Annotated in this window: 17 protein-coding genes; 10 read left to right on the top strand and 7 right to left on the bottom strand. The window is 71.9% G+C overall.

The window, feature by feature from the left end:
* Positions 1-162: 162 nt before the first annotated feature.
* From ACSYGN_RS40415 to ACSYGN_RS40405, 3 genes are all read right to left on the bottom strand, one after another.
* On the bottom strand, positions 163-852 hold the full coding sequence (locus tag ACSYGN_RS40415) for an HAD family hydrolase (protein WP_460405708.1): 690 nt from the start codon (positions 850-852) through the stop codon (positions 163-165).
* Between the two features lie 90 nt (positions 853-942).
* Positions 943-1,884, bottom strand: a complete 942-nt coding sequence (locus tag ACSYGN_RS40410) for a M56 family metallopeptidase (protein WP_460405706.1) — start codon at positions 1,882-1,884, stop codon at positions 943-945.
* 289 nt (positions 1,885-2,173) lie between these two features.
* Complete coding sequence (locus ACSYGN_RS40405) at positions 2,174-2,713, bottom strand: DUF5134 domain-containing protein (protein WP_460405704.1); 540 nt, start codon at positions 2,711-2,713, stop codon at positions 2,174-2,176.
* Between the two features lie 269 nt (positions 2,714-2,982).
* On the opposite strand from ACSYGN_RS40405, the gene ACSYGN_RS40400 reads away from it, so the two are divergent.
* Positions 2,983-4,656 carry an FUSC family protein gene (locus tag ACSYGN_RS40400; protein WP_460405823.1) on the top strand — a complete coding sequence of 558 codons (1,674 nt, stop codon included), beginning with the start codon at positions 2,983-2,985 and terminating at the stop codon, positions 4,654-4,656.
* The gene (locus ACSYGN_RS40395; RefSeq protein ID WP_460405702.1) at positions 4,653-5,210 is read left to right on the top strand and encodes a MarR family winged helix-turn-helix transcriptional regulator; all 558 of its coding nucleotides are present in this window, start codon (positions 4,653-4,655) and stop codon (positions 5,208-5,210) included. Before ACSYGN_RS40400 ends, ACSYGN_RS40395 begins: the two co-directional genes overlap by 4 nt.
* Positions 5,211-5,530: 320 nt before the next feature.
* Here the strand turns inward: ACSYGN_RS40395 and ACSYGN_RS40390 are convergent, their stop codons facing one another.
* Positions 5,531-5,923 (bottom strand): VOC family protein, encoded by a 393-nt coding sequence (locus ACSYGN_RS40390; protein WP_460405700.1) that lies wholly within the window; start codon positions 5,921-5,923, stop codon positions 5,531-5,533.
* 86 nt (positions 5,924-6,009) lie between these two features.
* Between ACSYGN_RS40390 and ACSYGN_RS40385 the strand changes: the two genes are divergently transcribed.
* The gene (locus ACSYGN_RS40385; RefSeq protein ID WP_460405698.1) at positions 6,010-6,552 is read left to right on the top strand and encodes a GNAT family N-acetyltransferase; all 543 of its coding nucleotides are present in this window, start codon (positions 6,010-6,012) and stop codon (positions 6,550-6,552) included.
* Here the strand turns inward: ACSYGN_RS40385 and ACSYGN_RS40380 are convergent, their stop codons facing one another.
* On the bottom strand, positions 6,553-7,236 hold the full coding sequence (locus tag ACSYGN_RS40380; RefSeq protein WP_460405696.1) for a glycerophosphodiester phosphodiesterase: 684 nt from the start codon (positions 7,234-7,236) through the stop codon (positions 6,553-6,555). It lies immediately after the preceding gene.
* A 534-nt stretch (positions 7,237-7,770) separates the two neighbouring features.
* Between ACSYGN_RS40380 and ACSYGN_RS40375 the strand changes: the two genes are divergently transcribed.
* The 4 genes from ACSYGN_RS40375 (at position 7,771) to ACSYGN_RS40360 (ending at position 11,847) form a co-directional block, all read left to right on the top strand.
* On the top strand, positions 7,771-9,168 hold the full coding sequence (locus ACSYGN_RS40375) for a DUF6421 family protein (RefSeq protein WP_460405694.1): 1,398 nt from the start codon (positions 7,771-7,773) through the stop codon (positions 9,166-9,168).
* Positions 9,169-9,345: 177 nt separating this feature from the next.
* Complete coding sequence (locus tag ACSYGN_RS40370) at positions 9,346-10,101, top strand: SDR family NAD(P)-dependent oxidoreductase (protein WP_460405692.1); 756 nt, start codon at positions 9,346-9,348, stop codon at positions 10,099-10,101.
* Positions 10,098-11,168, top strand: coding sequence for a threonine aldolase family protein (locus ACSYGN_RS40365; protein ID WP_460405821.1), 1,071 nt, complete (start codon positions 10,098-10,100; stop codon positions 11,166-11,168). The genes ACSYGN_RS40370 and ACSYGN_RS40365 overlap by 4 nt, the downstream gene beginning before the upstream one ends.
* A gap of 88 nt (positions 11,169-11,256) precedes the next feature.
* The gene (locus ACSYGN_RS40360) at positions 11,257-11,847 is read left to right on the top strand and encodes a transglutaminase-like domain-containing protein (RefSeq protein ID WP_460405690.1); all 591 of its coding nucleotides are present in this window, start codon (positions 11,257-11,259) and stop codon (positions 11,845-11,847) included.
* 79 nt (positions 11,848-11,926) lie between these two features.
* Here the strand turns inward: ACSYGN_RS40360 and ACSYGN_RS40355 are convergent, their stop codons facing one another.
* Together ACSYGN_RS40355 and ACSYGN_RS40350 are read right to left on the bottom strand one after the other, a co-directional pair.
* Complete coding sequence (locus ACSYGN_RS40355) at positions 11,927-12,655, bottom strand: lysophospholipid acyltransferase family protein (RefSeq protein WP_460405688.1); 729 nt, start codon at positions 12,653-12,655, stop codon at positions 11,927-11,929.
* Between the two features lie 225 nt (positions 12,656-12,880).
* Positions 12,881-13,306, bottom strand: a complete 426-nt coding sequence (locus ACSYGN_RS40350; protein ID WP_460405686.1) for a DUF4395 domain-containing protein — start codon at positions 13,304-13,306, stop codon at positions 12,881-12,883.
* A gap of 75 nt (positions 13,307-13,381) precedes the next feature.
* Here ACSYGN_RS40350 and ACSYGN_RS40345 point away from each other — a divergent pair, with 75 nt between their 5' ends.
* The 3 genes from ACSYGN_RS40345 to ACSYGN_RS40335 all read left to right on the top strand — a co-directional run bounded on the left by ACSYGN_RS40345 (position 13,382) and on the right by ACSYGN_RS40335 (position 15,687).
* Positions 13,382-13,795 carry a TlpA family protein disulfide reductase gene (locus ACSYGN_RS40345; protein ID WP_460405684.1) on the top strand — a complete coding sequence of 138 codons (414 nt, stop codon included), beginning with the start codon at positions 13,382-13,384 and terminating at the stop codon, positions 13,793-13,795.
* A gap of 372 nt (positions 13,796-14,167) precedes the next feature.
* Positions 14,168-14,674, top strand: a complete 507-nt coding sequence (locus ACSYGN_RS40340) for a flavin reductase family protein (protein WP_460405682.1) — start codon at positions 14,168-14,170, stop codon at positions 14,672-14,674.
* Between the two features lie 218 nt (positions 14,675-14,892).
* Positions 14,893-15,687, top strand: a complete 795-nt coding sequence (locus ACSYGN_RS40335) for an electron transfer flavoprotein subunit beta/FixA family protein (protein WP_460405680.1) — start codon at positions 14,893-14,895, stop codon at positions 15,685-15,687.
* The last annotated feature ends 13 nt before the right edge of the window (positions 15,688-15,700 follow it).

Genomic DNA, 15,700 nt, shown 5'->3' with positions numbered 1-15,700 from the left:
GGCTGCCAGCCAACTATACTCAACGCGTACAGGCCCGCGATGACGTGGGCCTCTTCAAGGCTGCCGTCCGTCTGGGACGACGCGGGGGATCGTCTCAGACGGGCGGCCTCTGACGAACCGGTGGTGTCCTGAGGCTACTTGTGGCGGTCGGCGCCCCGCCGGTCAGCCGACCAGACCGAGGACCGGCCGCAGCCCGTCCGGCCGCTGATCCACCGGCAGATGCTCCACGAAGTGCACCCCGCAGCCCAGCGCCGCCGCGCCGCCGTCCGCGCGCCGGTCGTCACCGACCATCAGCACCTCCCGCGGATCGGTGCCCAGCGCCTCGCAGGCGGCGTGGAACAGCCGGGGATCGGGCTTCTGGACCCCGTGCTCGAAGGACAGCACATACGTGTCGACGTACGGGTCGAGCCCGTGCTCGCGGAACACCGGGCGCAGATCCCAGCCGATGTTGCTCACCACGCCGACGCGGACCCCGCGTTCGCGCAGTGCGTGCAGCACCTCGACGGCGTCCGGGTACGGCGACCAGGCATCCGGGGTCATGTGCCGGTCGTAGAGCGCGTCGTGCAACTCCGGCACGGGCAGCGGGACCTGCCGGGACAGCCCGGTGTACGCCGCCCGGTGCTCGCCGGCGCTGCGGTCGCGCACCGCCCACACCCCGGCCAGCTCGTCGGGCACCCGCACCGGGGACACCCCGCCGGGCAGCGCCCCCGCCTCCTCCAACGCCCGCGCCAGCCCCACCGACTCCGCCTCACCCACTTCGACCCCGGCCGCCACCAGCACGGCCCGAAGCCATGAGTCGGTGGACTCGATACGGAAGAGCGTCCCGGAGAAGTCGAAGAGCACGGCTTTCATACGGCAGATCCTACGGTTTCGCGAGATTCCACCGGACGGGAAGGTCGGCACCGTAGCCCGTCCGGGCCGACCCCGTGGGTGAACCGACCGCTACCCCAGCGCCCGCAACCCCGGTACGAAGGCCACCAGCAGGGGGACCGCCGGGATCAGGGCTGCCAGGGCTGTCAGGCGGAGGCGGTGGAAGGGGGTCAGGCGGTGGGCCGGGGTGAGGAGGCGGTAGACGCGTCGGGGGACGTCGTGGTCCTCCGGGGTGTGCTCGGGGCCGAACACGCCCCTGTCCTCGTTGAGTTCCACGAGTGCCAGTGCGGTGGTCACGCGGCCGCAGCGGCGGGAGGCCATGTCGTCGGCGGAGAGTTCGACCAGCCGGTGGATCTCGTCGCGGAACGCCGCGAACACCGGCACCTGCGGGAACCCGTTGGCCAACGCCGCCGAGCTGTGCCGCAGCCAGTCGTGCCGGGCCAGCGCGTGCCCCTCCTCGTGGGCGAGGACGGCGTCCAGCTGCCGGCCTTTCAGCCGCCGCAGTGCCGCCGTGGTGACCACCAGCCGGGGCGGAGTGCCGGGCAGCCACCAGGCGTCGGCCCGCTCGCCCTCCAGCACCACCAGACGGCTGTCGCCCCGCTCCTCCTCGCCGGGCAGCTGCGGGACCCGGCGGACCAGTTCGGCCCTGCGATGACGGCGCCGCGCCCGGGCCCGCGCGATCTCCCGCAGCAGCATCCACCCGCTCCACAACCCGCCGCACGCCAGCAGCACCGCGGTCGCCGCCGCCCACGGCCCGCCCGTACCCGGCTCGTACGCGTCCGCCACCCCGTTCGGCGCCGAGGCGAACAGCGTGCCGCGCACCGCCGTCCAGGCCGACGCCGCGCTCAGCGTCATCGACAGCCCGAAGCTCAGCAGCACCCCGACCACCACGCACTGCCACACCCACAGCGCGACCACCGGTTCACCGTCCGTCCAGTCGGCCCGGGCCAGCAGCCGGGGGGCGACGACGGCGGTCAGGGCGCCGAGCAGCAGCAGTACGGCCGGGACCATCATGGGACAAGAGTACGAGTGCCCGAGTCCCCGCCGTTAACGGGTGTTGCCGTGACGTGACGCAGGCAACGGCCGTGCGGACCTTAGTGCCGCGACAGGCAACGTTCGCCCCGTCGCGACGCCCGGCACGCTCCCCCAAGCTCTTCGAGCAGGGGGGACCCCCGCTCGCCGCACCGGCCGAAGACCCAAGTACGTCCGGTCTGTCGACGGGGGCCCTCCGGCCGGCACGCCGAGAGCACGCACCGGACGCCGCTCCTTCACGGGCAAACGTTGCCTGTCGCGGCACTAGCCCTCACAGCGCCAGCAGCATCGCCACCATGCCGATCCCCATCGCCAGCCGGCAGGCCCGCGCCAGTTCGGGGCGGTCGCCCCACCGCAGGCTCCCCGCGCCCGCCGCGGCCACCGGCACCGCACGGGCGCCGGAAAGCAGCACATAGCCGGTGAAGTACAGCAGCAGCGCACCCGTCAGCGGCGGGACGCCCGTGGCGCCGTGGTGGTGGCCGGCGGGGGTGGCGGACATCGCCACCGCCATGTAGACCATCGCCGCCGTACCCACCAGGTGGTGCAGGTGGTGCGGGCTGCGCCGCGCGGCCCACAGCGCGCGCAGCCCGGCCGCGCCGAACACCGCCGCGTACACCGGCCATGCCCACGGCGGCGGGGCGAACACCGTGGCGGGCACGGCCATCACAGCCATGCCGAAACCCATCAGCGCCTCCCCGCCCGCGGCACGGCGCTGTTCCTCGACATGGCTGCGCATCCGCAGCAGACAGTACGCGCCGGTCGCCGCGCACACCGCGACGAGCAGCCACCCAGGCGAAGCCGGTCCGTGCACGCGCGCCTCCCCGTTCGACGCTCCCACGACGGCCGCGGACTCCGTGGACCTGTGGACCTGCGGACCTCGTGGAGCCCGTGGACATGGACGTCGACCGAGGGATGCCCGAGGCACGCGGTGCGTACGCAAGCGCAGAGATGTATACGGGGAGCACTGGAGGGAGCACGGCAGGTCCGGGTGCCTCGTCGCGCTAATCGTTTACCGGTAAAACACCTGTTAAGGTTGTGGGTGTGACCCGTACGTCCCCGACACCCCCGCAAACCCGTGACATCCCCGCCGCCCCGACCCGCACCCCGCCCCTCCGGCCCCTCCCGCTCACCGGCGTACTGCGCCTCGGCCGCCCCTCCGACATCTGGTTCAAGCCCGCCCTGAGCGTCGTCGCCTCCGTCGCCCCGCCCAACCTCCTCCTGCTGGCGCTGGACCGCCTCGACCTGGCGATGTACACGATGGCCGGGTCGCTGTGCGCGCTCTACGCCCACAACCGCCCCTACGCCGCCCGCGCCAGGGCGCTGGCCTGGGTGGTGCTCGGCATGACCGGCGGCCTCGGCATCGCCCTGACCGCCGCGTCGCTCACCGCGAACGCCGCCGTACTGGTCGCCGTCGGCGCCGTACTGGCCGCCGCCCAGAAGGCCCTGTGCGACGCCACCCGAATCGGCCCGCCCGCCCATGTCGTCCTCGCCTTCATCAGCTCCGCCGCCCTCTTCGCCCCGCAGACCCTCGTCCAGTTGCCCGGCCACCTCACGCTCGCCCTCGCCGCCGGCGCCTGGGCCTGGCTCGTCGGCATGGCACCCGGACTGCTCCGCCCGCACGGCCCCGAACGCCGCGCCACCGCCCACGCCCTGAACGCGGCCGCCGCCCACGCCGCCGGCTCCGGCACCGGCGAGCACCAGGCCCGTACCCGCGCCGCCGCCGCGGCAGCCGTACAGGCCGCCTGGCAGGCACTGTCGGCCACCGGACCCCGCTCCGCCGCCACCCGACGCGCGCTTGAAACCCTCGTCGTGCACGCCGAGGTCGCGCTCGCCGCACCCGCCGACGCCGACCCCGGCCGACTGCGCCGCTGGGCACGCGAACTGTGCGGCACAGGACCCGTGCCGCGCGCCGAGGACCTGCCGGGCACAGGGGACGAACTCCTCGGCGTCGACATCGAACTCGCCGTGCCCCGGCGCCCGTTGTGGCGTCGGCTCGGCCCGCTGACCCCGATCGCCGTCCGCACCGCCGTGGGCTGCGCCCTCGCCGGATACGCCGCCCTCGCCCTCGGCGTCGGCCGCCCCTACTGGGCCCTGGTCACCGCCGCCTCCCTCTACCAGGCCAACGTCACCCTCACCTGGAGCCGGGGCGTCCAGCGCGTCGTCGGCAACCTGATCGGCGTGCTGGTCTTCGCCGCCGTCGCCCCGCTGGCCCACCTCGACCGGACGGCGCTGGTGCTGCTCTGCCTCGCGTTCAACTTCGGCGCCGACGCGCTGATCAGCCGCAACTACTGGCTCGGCACCGTCTGCGTGACCCCGATGGCGCTGCTCATCACCGAGTTCGCCCATGCCCAGGACCCGGGCCGGCTGGTCACCGAGCGGGTCGTGGACACCTTCGTCGGCGCCCTCGCCGGATTCGTCGCCGCCGTCGCCGTCACCAACCGTCGCGCGGGCGACCGCGTCGAGCACGCCCTCTCCGCCGCCGACCGGGCCCGCGAACGTGCGGGGCGTCTGCTGGCCGGACCCGACCCGGCGCCCGCCGACCTGGAGGCGGCCCGTCGCGCCCTCGCCGCGGCCCTGGCGGAACTGCGCGCCACCGCCGACGCCGCCGCCGGGGAGTGGTGGCAGCGCGCCCTGCCCCACGAGCGGGTCGTGCTCACCGAACGGTCCGGACACCGTACGCTCGCCGCGACGGTACGACGCCAGGGGCTGGGCTCCCCGGCCGCTGCGAGGACGACGGAGGACCCACGGCCATGACGGTGACGAACGGACGGCCCGCGAGCGACGGCACGGCCACCGGCCCGGCGCGGGGCGACACCGTCGCCGGGGTCGTCCGGCAGTGGCGAGCCGTGCATCCCGGGCTCGACACCGGCCCGATGGAGATCATCGGCCGCGTCACCCGCTGCGCTGCCCTGCTCCAGCAGGCCGAGGACGCCCCGCTGCGCCGCGCCGGTCTCAGCCGCTCCGAGTACGAACTGCTCGGCGCGCTGCGCCGCACCGGCCACGAGCTGACACCGGGCGACCTGGCCCGCGAGACGTTCTCCTCGGGCGCCGCCGTCACCAAGCGGCTCAAACAGCTCACCGAGCGCGGCCTGGTCGACCGCCGCGGCGACACCCGCGACCGCCGCGTCGCCCATGTCCGCCTCACCGAGGCGGGCCGCGCCCTGGTCGACACCGTCCTGCCGGAACAGCTCGCCTACGAGACGGCCGTCCTGTCCGCCCTCGACCCGTCGGCACAGGACGGGCTCGCGGGCCTGCTGGCCGAACTGCTCGGCCGCCTGGAGAGCGGAGCGGGGCGCCTACGCGGCTGAGCGTCACCCTGGACCTAGCTGGACCCTAGCTGGACCTAGCTGGACCTACTGGACCCCTGGATCCACCATCTCCCCCCGGATGATCCCCTGGATCCCTGGATCGCCTAAGCGCGCTCTGCTGGAAGTGCCGCGGTGTGCTGTCTGTCGTCTGCGGCGCCGTCGTGGCTGGTCGCGCAGTTCCCCGCGCCCCTTCGGGGCGTTGCCGCACCGCGGGCTTCGGCCGACCTGCCTACCTTCGGGGCGCTGCTGCACCGCGGGCTTCGGCCGACCTGCCTACCTTCGGGGCGCTGCCGCACCGCGGCGGGCTTCGCTCGACCTGCCTAGATCCCCGGCCGGTACCGCAGCGGATGGTCCGCCGGTACCTCGACCAGGACGATCCTCGTGCCGTCCGGGTCGTTGATCCACATCTCGATCAGGCCCCACGGCTCGCGCACCGGAGGGCGGACGATCCCGACGCCCTTCGCCCGCAGTTCCTCGTGCGCCGCCGCCACGTCCTCGACCTGGAGCCACAGCACCACCGCCGGGGACGGCGGGGTGTCCGAGCGCCCGGACAGCTCCAGGAAGCCGCCGCCGAGGAAGTAGACGGTGCCGCGCTCCGGACCCGTGCCGAACTCGCGATACACGGCGAGGCCCAGCCGGTGGCCGTAGAAGTCCCGGGAGCGCTCGGGGTCGGTGGGCCGCAGCAGGGTCCGGCCGCTCAGTACGTGCACCATGCCCGGAGCCTAGATGCCGATGCCCGGTTCGTTACCCTCATGCTGCCGAGCCGCGCCGTAGCCGCCGTAGAACCGGAGAACAGCCCATGGACACCGCCGCAGCCGCCGGACTCACCTTCCGTGATGCCACGGACGCCGATGTGGACGTGCTCGTCGCGCTCGTCGAGTCGGCGTACCGGGGGGAGTCGAGCAGGACGGGATGGACCACCGAGGCGGACATCCTGGAGGGGCAGCGCACCGACCCGGAGGGTGTGCTGGAGGTGATCAAGTCGCCCGACAGCAGACTGATCACCGTCGAGCGGGAGGACCGGATCGTCGCCTGTTGCCAGCTGGAGCACCACGGTGACCACTCCTACTTCGGCATGTTCGCGGTCAGCCCCGCCCTCCAGGGCGCCGGACTCGGCAAGGCGATCATCGCGGAGGCGGAACGGCAGGCCCGTGCCGTCTGGGGCGTGCGCGAGATGCACATGACGGTGATCGGGGTGCGCGAGGACCTCATCGCCTGGTACGAGCGGCGCGGCTACCGCCGTACGGGTCGCACCAGCCCGTTCCCGTACGGCGACGAGCGCTTCGGCATCCCGCAGCGCGACGACCTGGAGTTCGAGCTGCTGGTCAAGGAACTGGCGTGATCACGCCGTGAAGCGGCCGGTGCGCTTGATCTCCGGGTAGTCGGTGGTCACGCCGTCCAGCTCCAGGGCCCTGGCCAGCCGCAGCTGGTCCTGGGTGTTCACCACCCAGCCGATGATCCGCAGTCCGGACTTGCGGGCCTGCTCGGCGGCCTCCAGGGTCAGCCGGCGGATGTTGAGGCAGACCGTGCCCGCTCCGGCGTCGGTGGCGCGGTCGACGACCTCCAGGCCGTAGCGGCTGGCGATGAGGGCGGTGCGCACCCCGGGGACCAGCCGGGAGATCTCGGCGATGGCGTCGTCGTGGAACGAGGACACCTCGACCCGGCCCGCCAGATCCCGCCGGAGCATGACCTCGGCGAGTGCCTGCGCCGCCTGCACATCCTTGATCTCGGCCTGGAGCGGTGCCTTCACCGCCTCCAGGACCTCCTCGAACAGAGGGACCCGCTCGCCGCGGCCCGCGTCCAGGGCGCGCAGCTCGTCCAGGGTCATCTCGGCGATGGGGCCGCTGCCGTCGGTCGTGCGGTCCACATCGGCGTCGTGCATGACGACGAGCGCGCCGTCCTTGCTCAGATGCAGATCGAGTTCGATGACGTCCAGCCCGGCCTGCTGAGCGGCGACGAAGGACTGGAGGGTGTTCTCGGGCTCGACGCCCATGACTCCGCGGTGACCGATGGTAAGGAAGTTCAAGGTTCGACTCGCTTCCGTCGACGGCGGCTCGGCACCCGCGCGGACCGGACGGACACCAACGGACACCCTTGTCCTCGCGGCAGATCCGCAGCCTAACGGCCGGATCCCCGGTCGTACCCGCTCGTGCACGGCCGATCGGCCGTGCCGCCGGTTCCGGTCCGGCCGGGGCGGCACCCGACAGGCGTCGGGGTACGGGCGAGTCCTGCGGATATCGACCGGACGGACCAATGCGCCGGGACCGATGGCCCGGAGTGTCCGCGCCGACGGTCCCGCCTCCGCCCCGCTCGTCCCTCCGCTCGCCCCTCCGTGCGCCCGCCGCACGGGCGGTCGTCCCACAAGCGGCCGGATCCCGCCGCCGTCGCCCCGCTGGCGTCTGCCCCGGCCTGGCCGGGATATGCCCCACATATGTGTCCGGCAGGAAAAAACGCGGTTACAGCAGGGTCGGACGGAAGTTCTTGCGGAAACTACCTCTTGCTGCGGAAAACCTGGGGCGCTTACGGTGTCAATACGAGATTCTGCCGTGGAGGATGGGACATGACGGAAATTCTTGTGCAGACGACACCGGACGGACAGGTTCCTCCCGTGACCAGGGTGGTGGAGCACCCGGCATGGCCGGTGCTCAAGGAAGCCGTGGAGCAGATCCGGCCATGGCAGACGAAGGACGGCTCCATAGATTTCGACGCCGAGGGCGCCCCGCCGCGGGCCGACGCCGAACGCGCGGTGCACCGCGCCGTCACCGCGATCGAGGAGCTGTCCCCGCTGCTCCCGCACGACGCCGCCTACCACACGGCCCTTGTCGCGGATCTGCGGCACTGGGCCGAGGACGGCTTCGGAGTGCCGGACTTCCTCGACTCACTGCTTGCCTTCCACCCTGCCGCACACCGCGAGGACGGCCTCCAGCACCTGGTCGTCTTCCCCATGTACACGCAGAACGGCAACCCCGACCGCAATCTCGAGGCCGTCGTCCTGCGCATGGTCTGGCCGGACTGGCTGGCGGAGCTGGAACGCACCCGCTACGACAACCCGCTGTTCTGCGCCATCACCTTCGAGGGCTTCACAGCGGGCTACGACACCAACTCCGCCGTGCTGTTCCCCGAGACGATCGCCGTGCGCGAGGCTCCGGAGCGCTTCACCTGGGGCGGTATCTTCTGCGACCGCGAGGCCGCCCGCTTCCGGCGGGTGACGGATGCGGCCGTCGGCATCCTCGGCCTCGAACTGCCCGAGGACATCGCCGCGATGGTCCACGACCAGCAGCGCTGCCAGGAGGCGTTCGTGCTGTGGGACATGATCCACGACCGCGCCCACAGCCACGGCGACCTGCCGTTCGACCCGTTCATGATCAAGCAGCGCCAGCCGTTCTGGATGTACGGCCTGGAGGAACTGCGCTGCGACCTCACCGCCTTCAAGGAAGCCGTACGGCTGACGGCGGACGGTGTCCCGCAGGCCCGTGACGTGCAGTACGCGGTGCTCTTCGACCGTCTGTTCCGCTTCCCGGTCACCGGTGAGCGGGTCCGCAACTACGACGGGCTCGGCGGGCAGCTGCTGTTCGCCTATCTGCACCGGCACGACGTGGTGCGCTGGACCGACAACAGACTGCGCATCGACTGGGAACGCGTCCCGCAGGTCACCAACCAGCTGTGCGCCGAGATCGAGAAGCTCTACCGCGACGGCATCGACCGCCCCAAGCTCGTGCACTGGTTCGCCGGGTACGAGCTGGTCTCCAGCTATCTCTCCCCGCACCCCGGCTCCAAGTGGGCCAAGGGCCCCGACGCCCTGGACCTGAGCCAGCCGCCCCGCAGGCTCGTCGACGACGTGCTTCCGGACGAGTTTCCGCTGAGCATGTTCTATGAGGCGCTGTCCAGGAAACTGAAGACCGTGATCGCCTCCACCCGGGGCATCACCGCGGACAGCGCGGAGCGGACCGCCGCTTGAGCGGCCGTGCCCCGGGGCAGAAGGGGCGCAAGAGGAGCCGGGGAGCCGGGGAGCCGGGGACACGATCGCGCGGGGGCCCGCAGAGCCCGCGCCACCGCGTCGCCGGCACCGGTTACGGGCGCCCGCGGGCGCTCGCACACAGGTCGGGTACGGCACGCTGCTCAGGAGGCGAGGATCATGAGGAACGGGGCTCTCAGCGGTGCGGTGATCGCGGTGGCCGGCGCGGGCGGACCCGCCGGACGCGCCGCACTGGCTCGGCTCGCCGACGCGGGCGCGACCGTCGTCGCCTCGGACAACGACCCCGTACGGCTCGCGGAGGCCGTCGACGCGGCCCGCTACGGGCACGGCGGGGCGACCGTGGTGGGCGACACCGTCGACCTGCTCGACCTGGGGTCCACCCGGGACTGGGCCACCCATCTGGAGAAAGACTTCGGCCGTGTCGACGGACTGGTCCACCTCGTCGGCGGCTGGCGCGGCAGCGAGACCTTCACCAAGACCAGCCTGGACGACTGGGACTTCCTGGAACTGCTGCTCATCCGCACCGTGCAGCACACCACCCTCGCCTTCCACGAGGTGCTCCAGCGCAGCAACCGGGGCCGCTACGTCCTGATCAGCGCCGCCGGGGCGAGCAGACCGACCGCGGGCAACGCCGCGTACGCCGCTGCCAAGGCCGCCGCCGAGGCGTGGACGCTGGCCCTGGGCGACTACTTCCGCAAGGCCGGACTCTCGGAGGGCGCGGGCGGAGCCACCTCGGCGGCTGCGATCCTGGTGGTGAAGGCGCTGGTGCACGACGCGATGCGCGCCGAGCGACCCAACGCGAAGTTCGCGGGCTTCACGGACGTCAAGGACTTGGCCGAGGCCATCGCCAGCGTCTGGGAGAAGCCCGCCGAAGAAGTGAACGGACACCGTCTGTGGCTGACCGAGCAGCCGTGAACCCACCCCGCACCGACGCGCGCCGCCGTCACGACCCCGAGGCGCGCGGCTTCGCCAGCGACAACTACGCCGGAGCGCACCCCGAGGTGCTCGCCGCCCTGGCCCTGGCCAACGGCGGTCACCAGGTGGCGTACGGAGAGGACGCCTACACCGACCATCTCCAGCGGATCGTGCGCAGCCACTTCGGCGCCACCGCCGAGGCCTTCCCGGTCTTCAACGGCACAGGCGCCAATGTCGTCGCGCTCCAGGCGGTCACCGACCGCTGGGGCGCGGTGATCTGTGCCGAGGGCGCCCACATCAACGTCGACGAGGGCGGCGCCCCCGAGCGCATGGGCGGCCTCAAACTGCTCGCCGTGCCCACCCCCGACGGCAAGCTCACCCCCGAGCTGATCGACCGGCAGGCGTACGGCTGGGAGGACGAGCACCGGGCGATGCCCCAGGTCGTCTCGATCACCCAGAGCACCGAGCTGGGCACCGTCTACACCCCGGCGGAGATCCGCGCGATCTGCGAGCACGCCCACGCGCACGGCATGACGGTGCATCTGGACGGCTCCCGGATCGCCAACGCCGCCGCCTCCCTGGACGTGCCGATGCGGACGTTCACCAACGCGGTGGGCGTCGACATCCTCTCCCTGGGCGGCACGAAGAACGGCGCGCTGTTCGGTGAGGCGGTCGTCGTCATCAACCAGGACGCCGTCCGCCGGATGAAGCACATACGCAAACTGTCCATGCAGCTCGCCTCCAAGATGCGCTTCGTCTCCGTGCAGTTGGAGGCCCTGCTCGCCAAGGACCTGTGGCTGCGCAACGCCCGGCACTCCAACGAGATGGCCCGGCGGCTCGCCGAGGGCGTGCGGGCCGTCCACGGCGTGGAGGTCCTTCACCCGGTGCAGGCCAACGGAGTGTTCGCGCAGCTCCCGCACGAGGTGAGCGAACGCCTCCAGAAGCGCTTCCGGTTCTACTTCTGGGACGAGGCGGCGGGTGTCGTGCGCTGGATGTGCGCCTTCGACACCACCGAGGAGGACGTGGACGCCTTCGTGGCGGCGGTCAAGGAGGAGATGGCGAGGTAGACCCGGACCGGCGGACTGATTGCATAGGTATGCGGTCATCCGAAAAGAAATTGACGGCCGGGTGGCCGCGTTCCTATGCTCCGAGGGCATGCAGCTGATCCAGAACAACCCGGACCTGTCCGCGTACTTGGCGGCGGACGAGGTCATCGACCATGAGCATCCGCTGGTGCGGGAGACGGCCGCGCGTCTGGCGAAACAGGTCGAGGACTCGTACGGGTATGCGCGTGCCGCCTTTGACTTCGTACGCGACACCGTCCCGCACTCCGCGGACAGCGGGGACCTGCGCGTAACCTGGCGCGCCTCCGACGTACTGGAGCAGCGCACCGGCATCTGCCACGCCAAGTCCCACGCCCTGGCCGCGCTGCTGCGCGCGGAGGACATCCCGACCGCGCTGTGCTACCAGCGGCTGACCCACGACGGCGGCGGACATGTGCTGCACGGCCTGGTCGCCGTCCGCTTCCACGGCGCCTGGCACCGCCAGGACCCGCGCGGCAACAAGCCCGGCGTGGACGCCCGGTTCTCCCTCACCGGCGAACGGCTCGCCTTCGCCCCGGACCCGGACGCCGGGGAGGCGGACCACCCCGTGCTGTACGAGCGGCCGCATCCGGCGGTGCTCGCCGCGCTGCAGGCGGCGCCCGACCGGCCGTACCTCTGGAGGACGCTGCCCACGGACCTCTGAGCCCGCGGACGCGTGAGCCGACGGACTTCTGGCGCCGCGCGGCCAGGGTGCCCGGGCGCTCGCGGGCCCGGGCCGCCGCTCAGCCGGCCTCGGCGGCCTTGACCTCCTCCGGCGTCGGCGCCGTACCGCCGAGATGCGCCGGCAGCCACCAGGTGTCGTCCGCGTCCTTGGGCTTGCCCGGGTAGGCGCGCTGGGCGGCCTCCAGCAGTTCCTGGACCCGCTCGCGCAGCTGCCGGGTGATCGCGCCGGCGTACTTGTCCTTCGACGCCTCGATCGCCTCGCCGACCCGGATGGTGATCGGGAAGTGGTTGCGCTTGAAGGTGCGCGGGCGGCCCTTGGTCCAGATCCGCTGAGTGCCCCACAGAGCCATCGGGATCAGCGGGACGCCCGCCTCCTGTGCCAGGCGCGCGGCACCCGACTTGAAGCTCTTCAGGGTGAACGACTGCGAGATGGTGGCCTCCGGGAACACCCCGACGATCTCACCCGCCCGCAGCGAGGCCAGCGCGTGCTGGTAGGCCGCGTCGCCGTTCTCGCGGTCCACCGGGATGTGCTTCATCCCGCGCATCAGCGGACCCGAGACCTTGTGCCGGAAGACCGCGTCCTTCGCCATGAAGCGCACCAGTCGCTTCTGCGGGAGGGCTGCCAGACCGTCGAACACGAAGTCCAGATAGCTGATGTGGTTGCTCACCAGGACGGCGCCGCCCGTGCGCGGGATGTTCTCCGAACCCTTGCAGTCGATCTTGAGGTCCCACGCTTTGAACAGCGTGCGCGCGAAACCGACGACGGGACGGTAGACCAGCTCTGCCATGAGCGGGGTGGACCCTTCCTGCTCTGCCTGGGAAGGGGGTTCCCAGTGGAAAAGTTACGCAGCCGTAAGGCGGCCTGTCGCATGGTGCCCCAAGAACGAGCGGGTGGCCAGCCCGGGTGCCCGGACGTGACGAGATCCTCGTCACGTCATCCCCTGATCACCTCGGCATTCCGCCCCGCCGCCCGCGCCGGGCGCCCCCTTCTCCTCACCCCGCCCGGCCCCGCCTCACCGCGCGCTCGCCGTCACCCGCCGGACCAGCAGATACGTCTCGCAGCCCAGGCAGTACCCGAATGCCGCGTTCAGGAACGCCGCCGCCAGCGCCGCGCCGGTCGCCGCGAGCCCCAGCCAGCCCGGCCCCAGCGTGTAGCCGACGAGTCCGAGCCCGGCAAACACCAGTCCCACCGCCTGGGCGAACCGTGGCGGCTCCGGAGGCTCGAACTCCGTCGGCGGCCCGAGCCGCGGCCGTATCAACCGGCGGAACAGCACACCGTACGGCGACCGTCCCACGCCCCCGGCCGCGCCCAGCGCGAACGCCAGCGTCTGCCAGGCCAGCAGCCAGGCGCTGCCGGTGATCAGTACGAGTGCCAGTACGGCCGTCGTCACGGCCGCCCCGAAGCGCGGCCCCCTCACATCGATGTCCGTGAATGCCATGAATCCAGCATTCCGCACGGTACACACATACAGGGCTCGGGAATCTTTGCAGTCTGATGAACGTTTCGGCAGGTCATGGCCGGAATCCTGGTGTGTGCGGCGGTGCTCGCCGTGGCGAGTGCCTACGGAGTGCTGCAACGGCGGCGGGGCGGGAGAGTGCGCGTGCGCGGGCGTGACGACGGACACCGGCTCGGCGCGGCCGAGCTGGGCGGCGACCTGGGCGAGCGCGCGACCCTCGTGCAGTTCTCCAGCGCCTTCTGCGCGCCCTGCCGGGCCACCCGCCGGGTGCTCGGCGAGGTCGCGGACCTCGTCCCCGGTGTGCGGCACATAGAGATCGACGCCGAGGACAACCTCCCACTGGTGCGCACCCTGGGCATCCTCAAAACGCCCACCGTGCTGGTCCTCGACGCCGACGGCCGGGTGGTACGGCGCGCCACCGGACAGCCCCGCAAGGCGGACGTGATCGCCGCACTGGGGGAGGCGGTCTGACGGGGACGGGAGCCGCGCCCGCGCCTGTACGGCGTCCCGTACGGCGCACCTACGGCGTCCGTACGGGACCGGGGGCCGCGCCCGAGGGTGTACGGCGTCCGAACGGGACCGGGAGCCGTGCCCGAGGCCCTACGGCGTCCGGAGGCGGTGCGCAAGGGCCCCGAAGGTCCTGCGGACGACCGTGAGGCTGCTCCCATCTGTCGGGATGCACTTGACTGCACCCGCCACCTATCGTCAGCCTGACACCATGCCTTGGGATCTCCTTCTCCACGGGCGCGTCCGCACGGACCTCGCCCGCACCGCGAGTGCCCGCTGCAGGGGCAGCTGAACCGCCACGGAATCCGCTCGCCCCCTCCGTAGAAGGACACATCCATGACGGCAACGCCCGCACTCACCTCTCAGCTCGCCTCGCCCGATCTGCTCCGCTCCGTCTTCCGCCATCACGCCGCCGGTGTCGCCGTGATCACGGCGACCGGGGCCGACGGCCCCGTCGGCTTCACCGCGACCTCTGTCACCTCCGTCTGCGCCGACCCCCCGATGCTGTCCTTCGCCATGGGTACCGGCGCCTCGAGCTGGCCCGCGATAGACGCCTCGGGATTCGTCGGGGTGCACATACTCGGCGACCACCAGGAGGAGCTGGCCGTCACCTTCGCGCGCCGCGGCGCCGACCGCTTCGGCGGCGCCACCGGCTGGCACGAGGGCCCCGAGGGCGTGCCCGTGCTGGACGGCGTACTGGCCTGGACGGTCTGCCGGGTGGTCACCCGGGTGCCCGCAGGGGATCACCGGATCGTGCTGGCCGAGGTCGTCGCGGGCGACCACGGGGGCACCGGTGGTCCTCTTCTGTACCACCAGGGCAGGTTCAGCGGCCTGCGGGATTAGTCACTGCGCGGCCATCCTGCGAACCCGTCCGGATTTGGTTACGCTGCGTTGCACAGGTCACAGTTCAAAGCGCTTGCTTAGCGGGCAGGAACTGGGTGTACTGGTGAGTAATATTTCGTTCGGAGCGTGGGGTGCCCCGACCGGGCCGAGCCGCTCGTGGCGCCCAGGCTGTCTGCCGCAAGGCAGCCCGGAAATGACGATGCAGTAGGAGAGCCGGCGTGAGCTTGAGGATCGTTGTCACTGTGAAGTACGTGCCCGACGCCACTGGCGACCGGCACTTCGCCGATGACCTGACCGTCGACCGCGACGATGTGGACGGTCTGCTCTCCGAATTGGACGAGTACGCGGTCGAACAGGCCCTGCAGATCGCCGAAAACGCCGAAGACGGGGTCGACGCCGAGGTCACCGTCCTCACCGTCGGCCCCGAGGACGCCAAGGACGCGCTGCGCAAGGCACTGTCCATGGGCGCCGACAAGGCGATCCACGTCGAGGACGACGACCTGCACGGCACCGACGTCATCGGCACCTCCCTGGTGCTGGCCAAGGCCATCGAGAAGGCCGGCTTCGACCTGGTCGTCTCCGGTATGGCCTCCACCGACGGCACCGCCGGTGTGGTCCCCGCCCTGCTCGCCGAGCGGCTGGGCGTACCGCAGGTGACGCTGCTGTCCGAGGTGTCCGTCGAGGACGGCACGGTCACCGGCCGCCGCGACGGCGACACCGCGTCCGAGCAGCTCCAGGCGGCGCTTCCGGCGGTCGTGTCCGTCACCGACCAGTCGGGTGAGGCCCGTTACCCCTCCTTCAAGGGGATCATGGCCGCCAAGAAGAAGCCGGTCACCTCGTGGGACCTGTCCGACCTGGACATCGAGGCCGAGGAGGTCGGCCTGGAGGGCGCGTGGACCGCGGTCGAGTCGGCGGCGGAGCGCCCGGCGCGCACCGCGGGCACGATCGTCAAGGACGAGGGCGAGGGCGGCAAGCAGCTCGCCGAGTTCCTTGCGAGCCAGAAGTTCATCTGACCGCTCGCATCCG

The organism is Streptomyces sp. YIM S03343 (assembly GCF_054729195.1).
The sequence above is the reverse complement of the archived record's forward strand: the minus strand, read 5'-3'. Positions and strand labels throughout refer to the sequence as shown.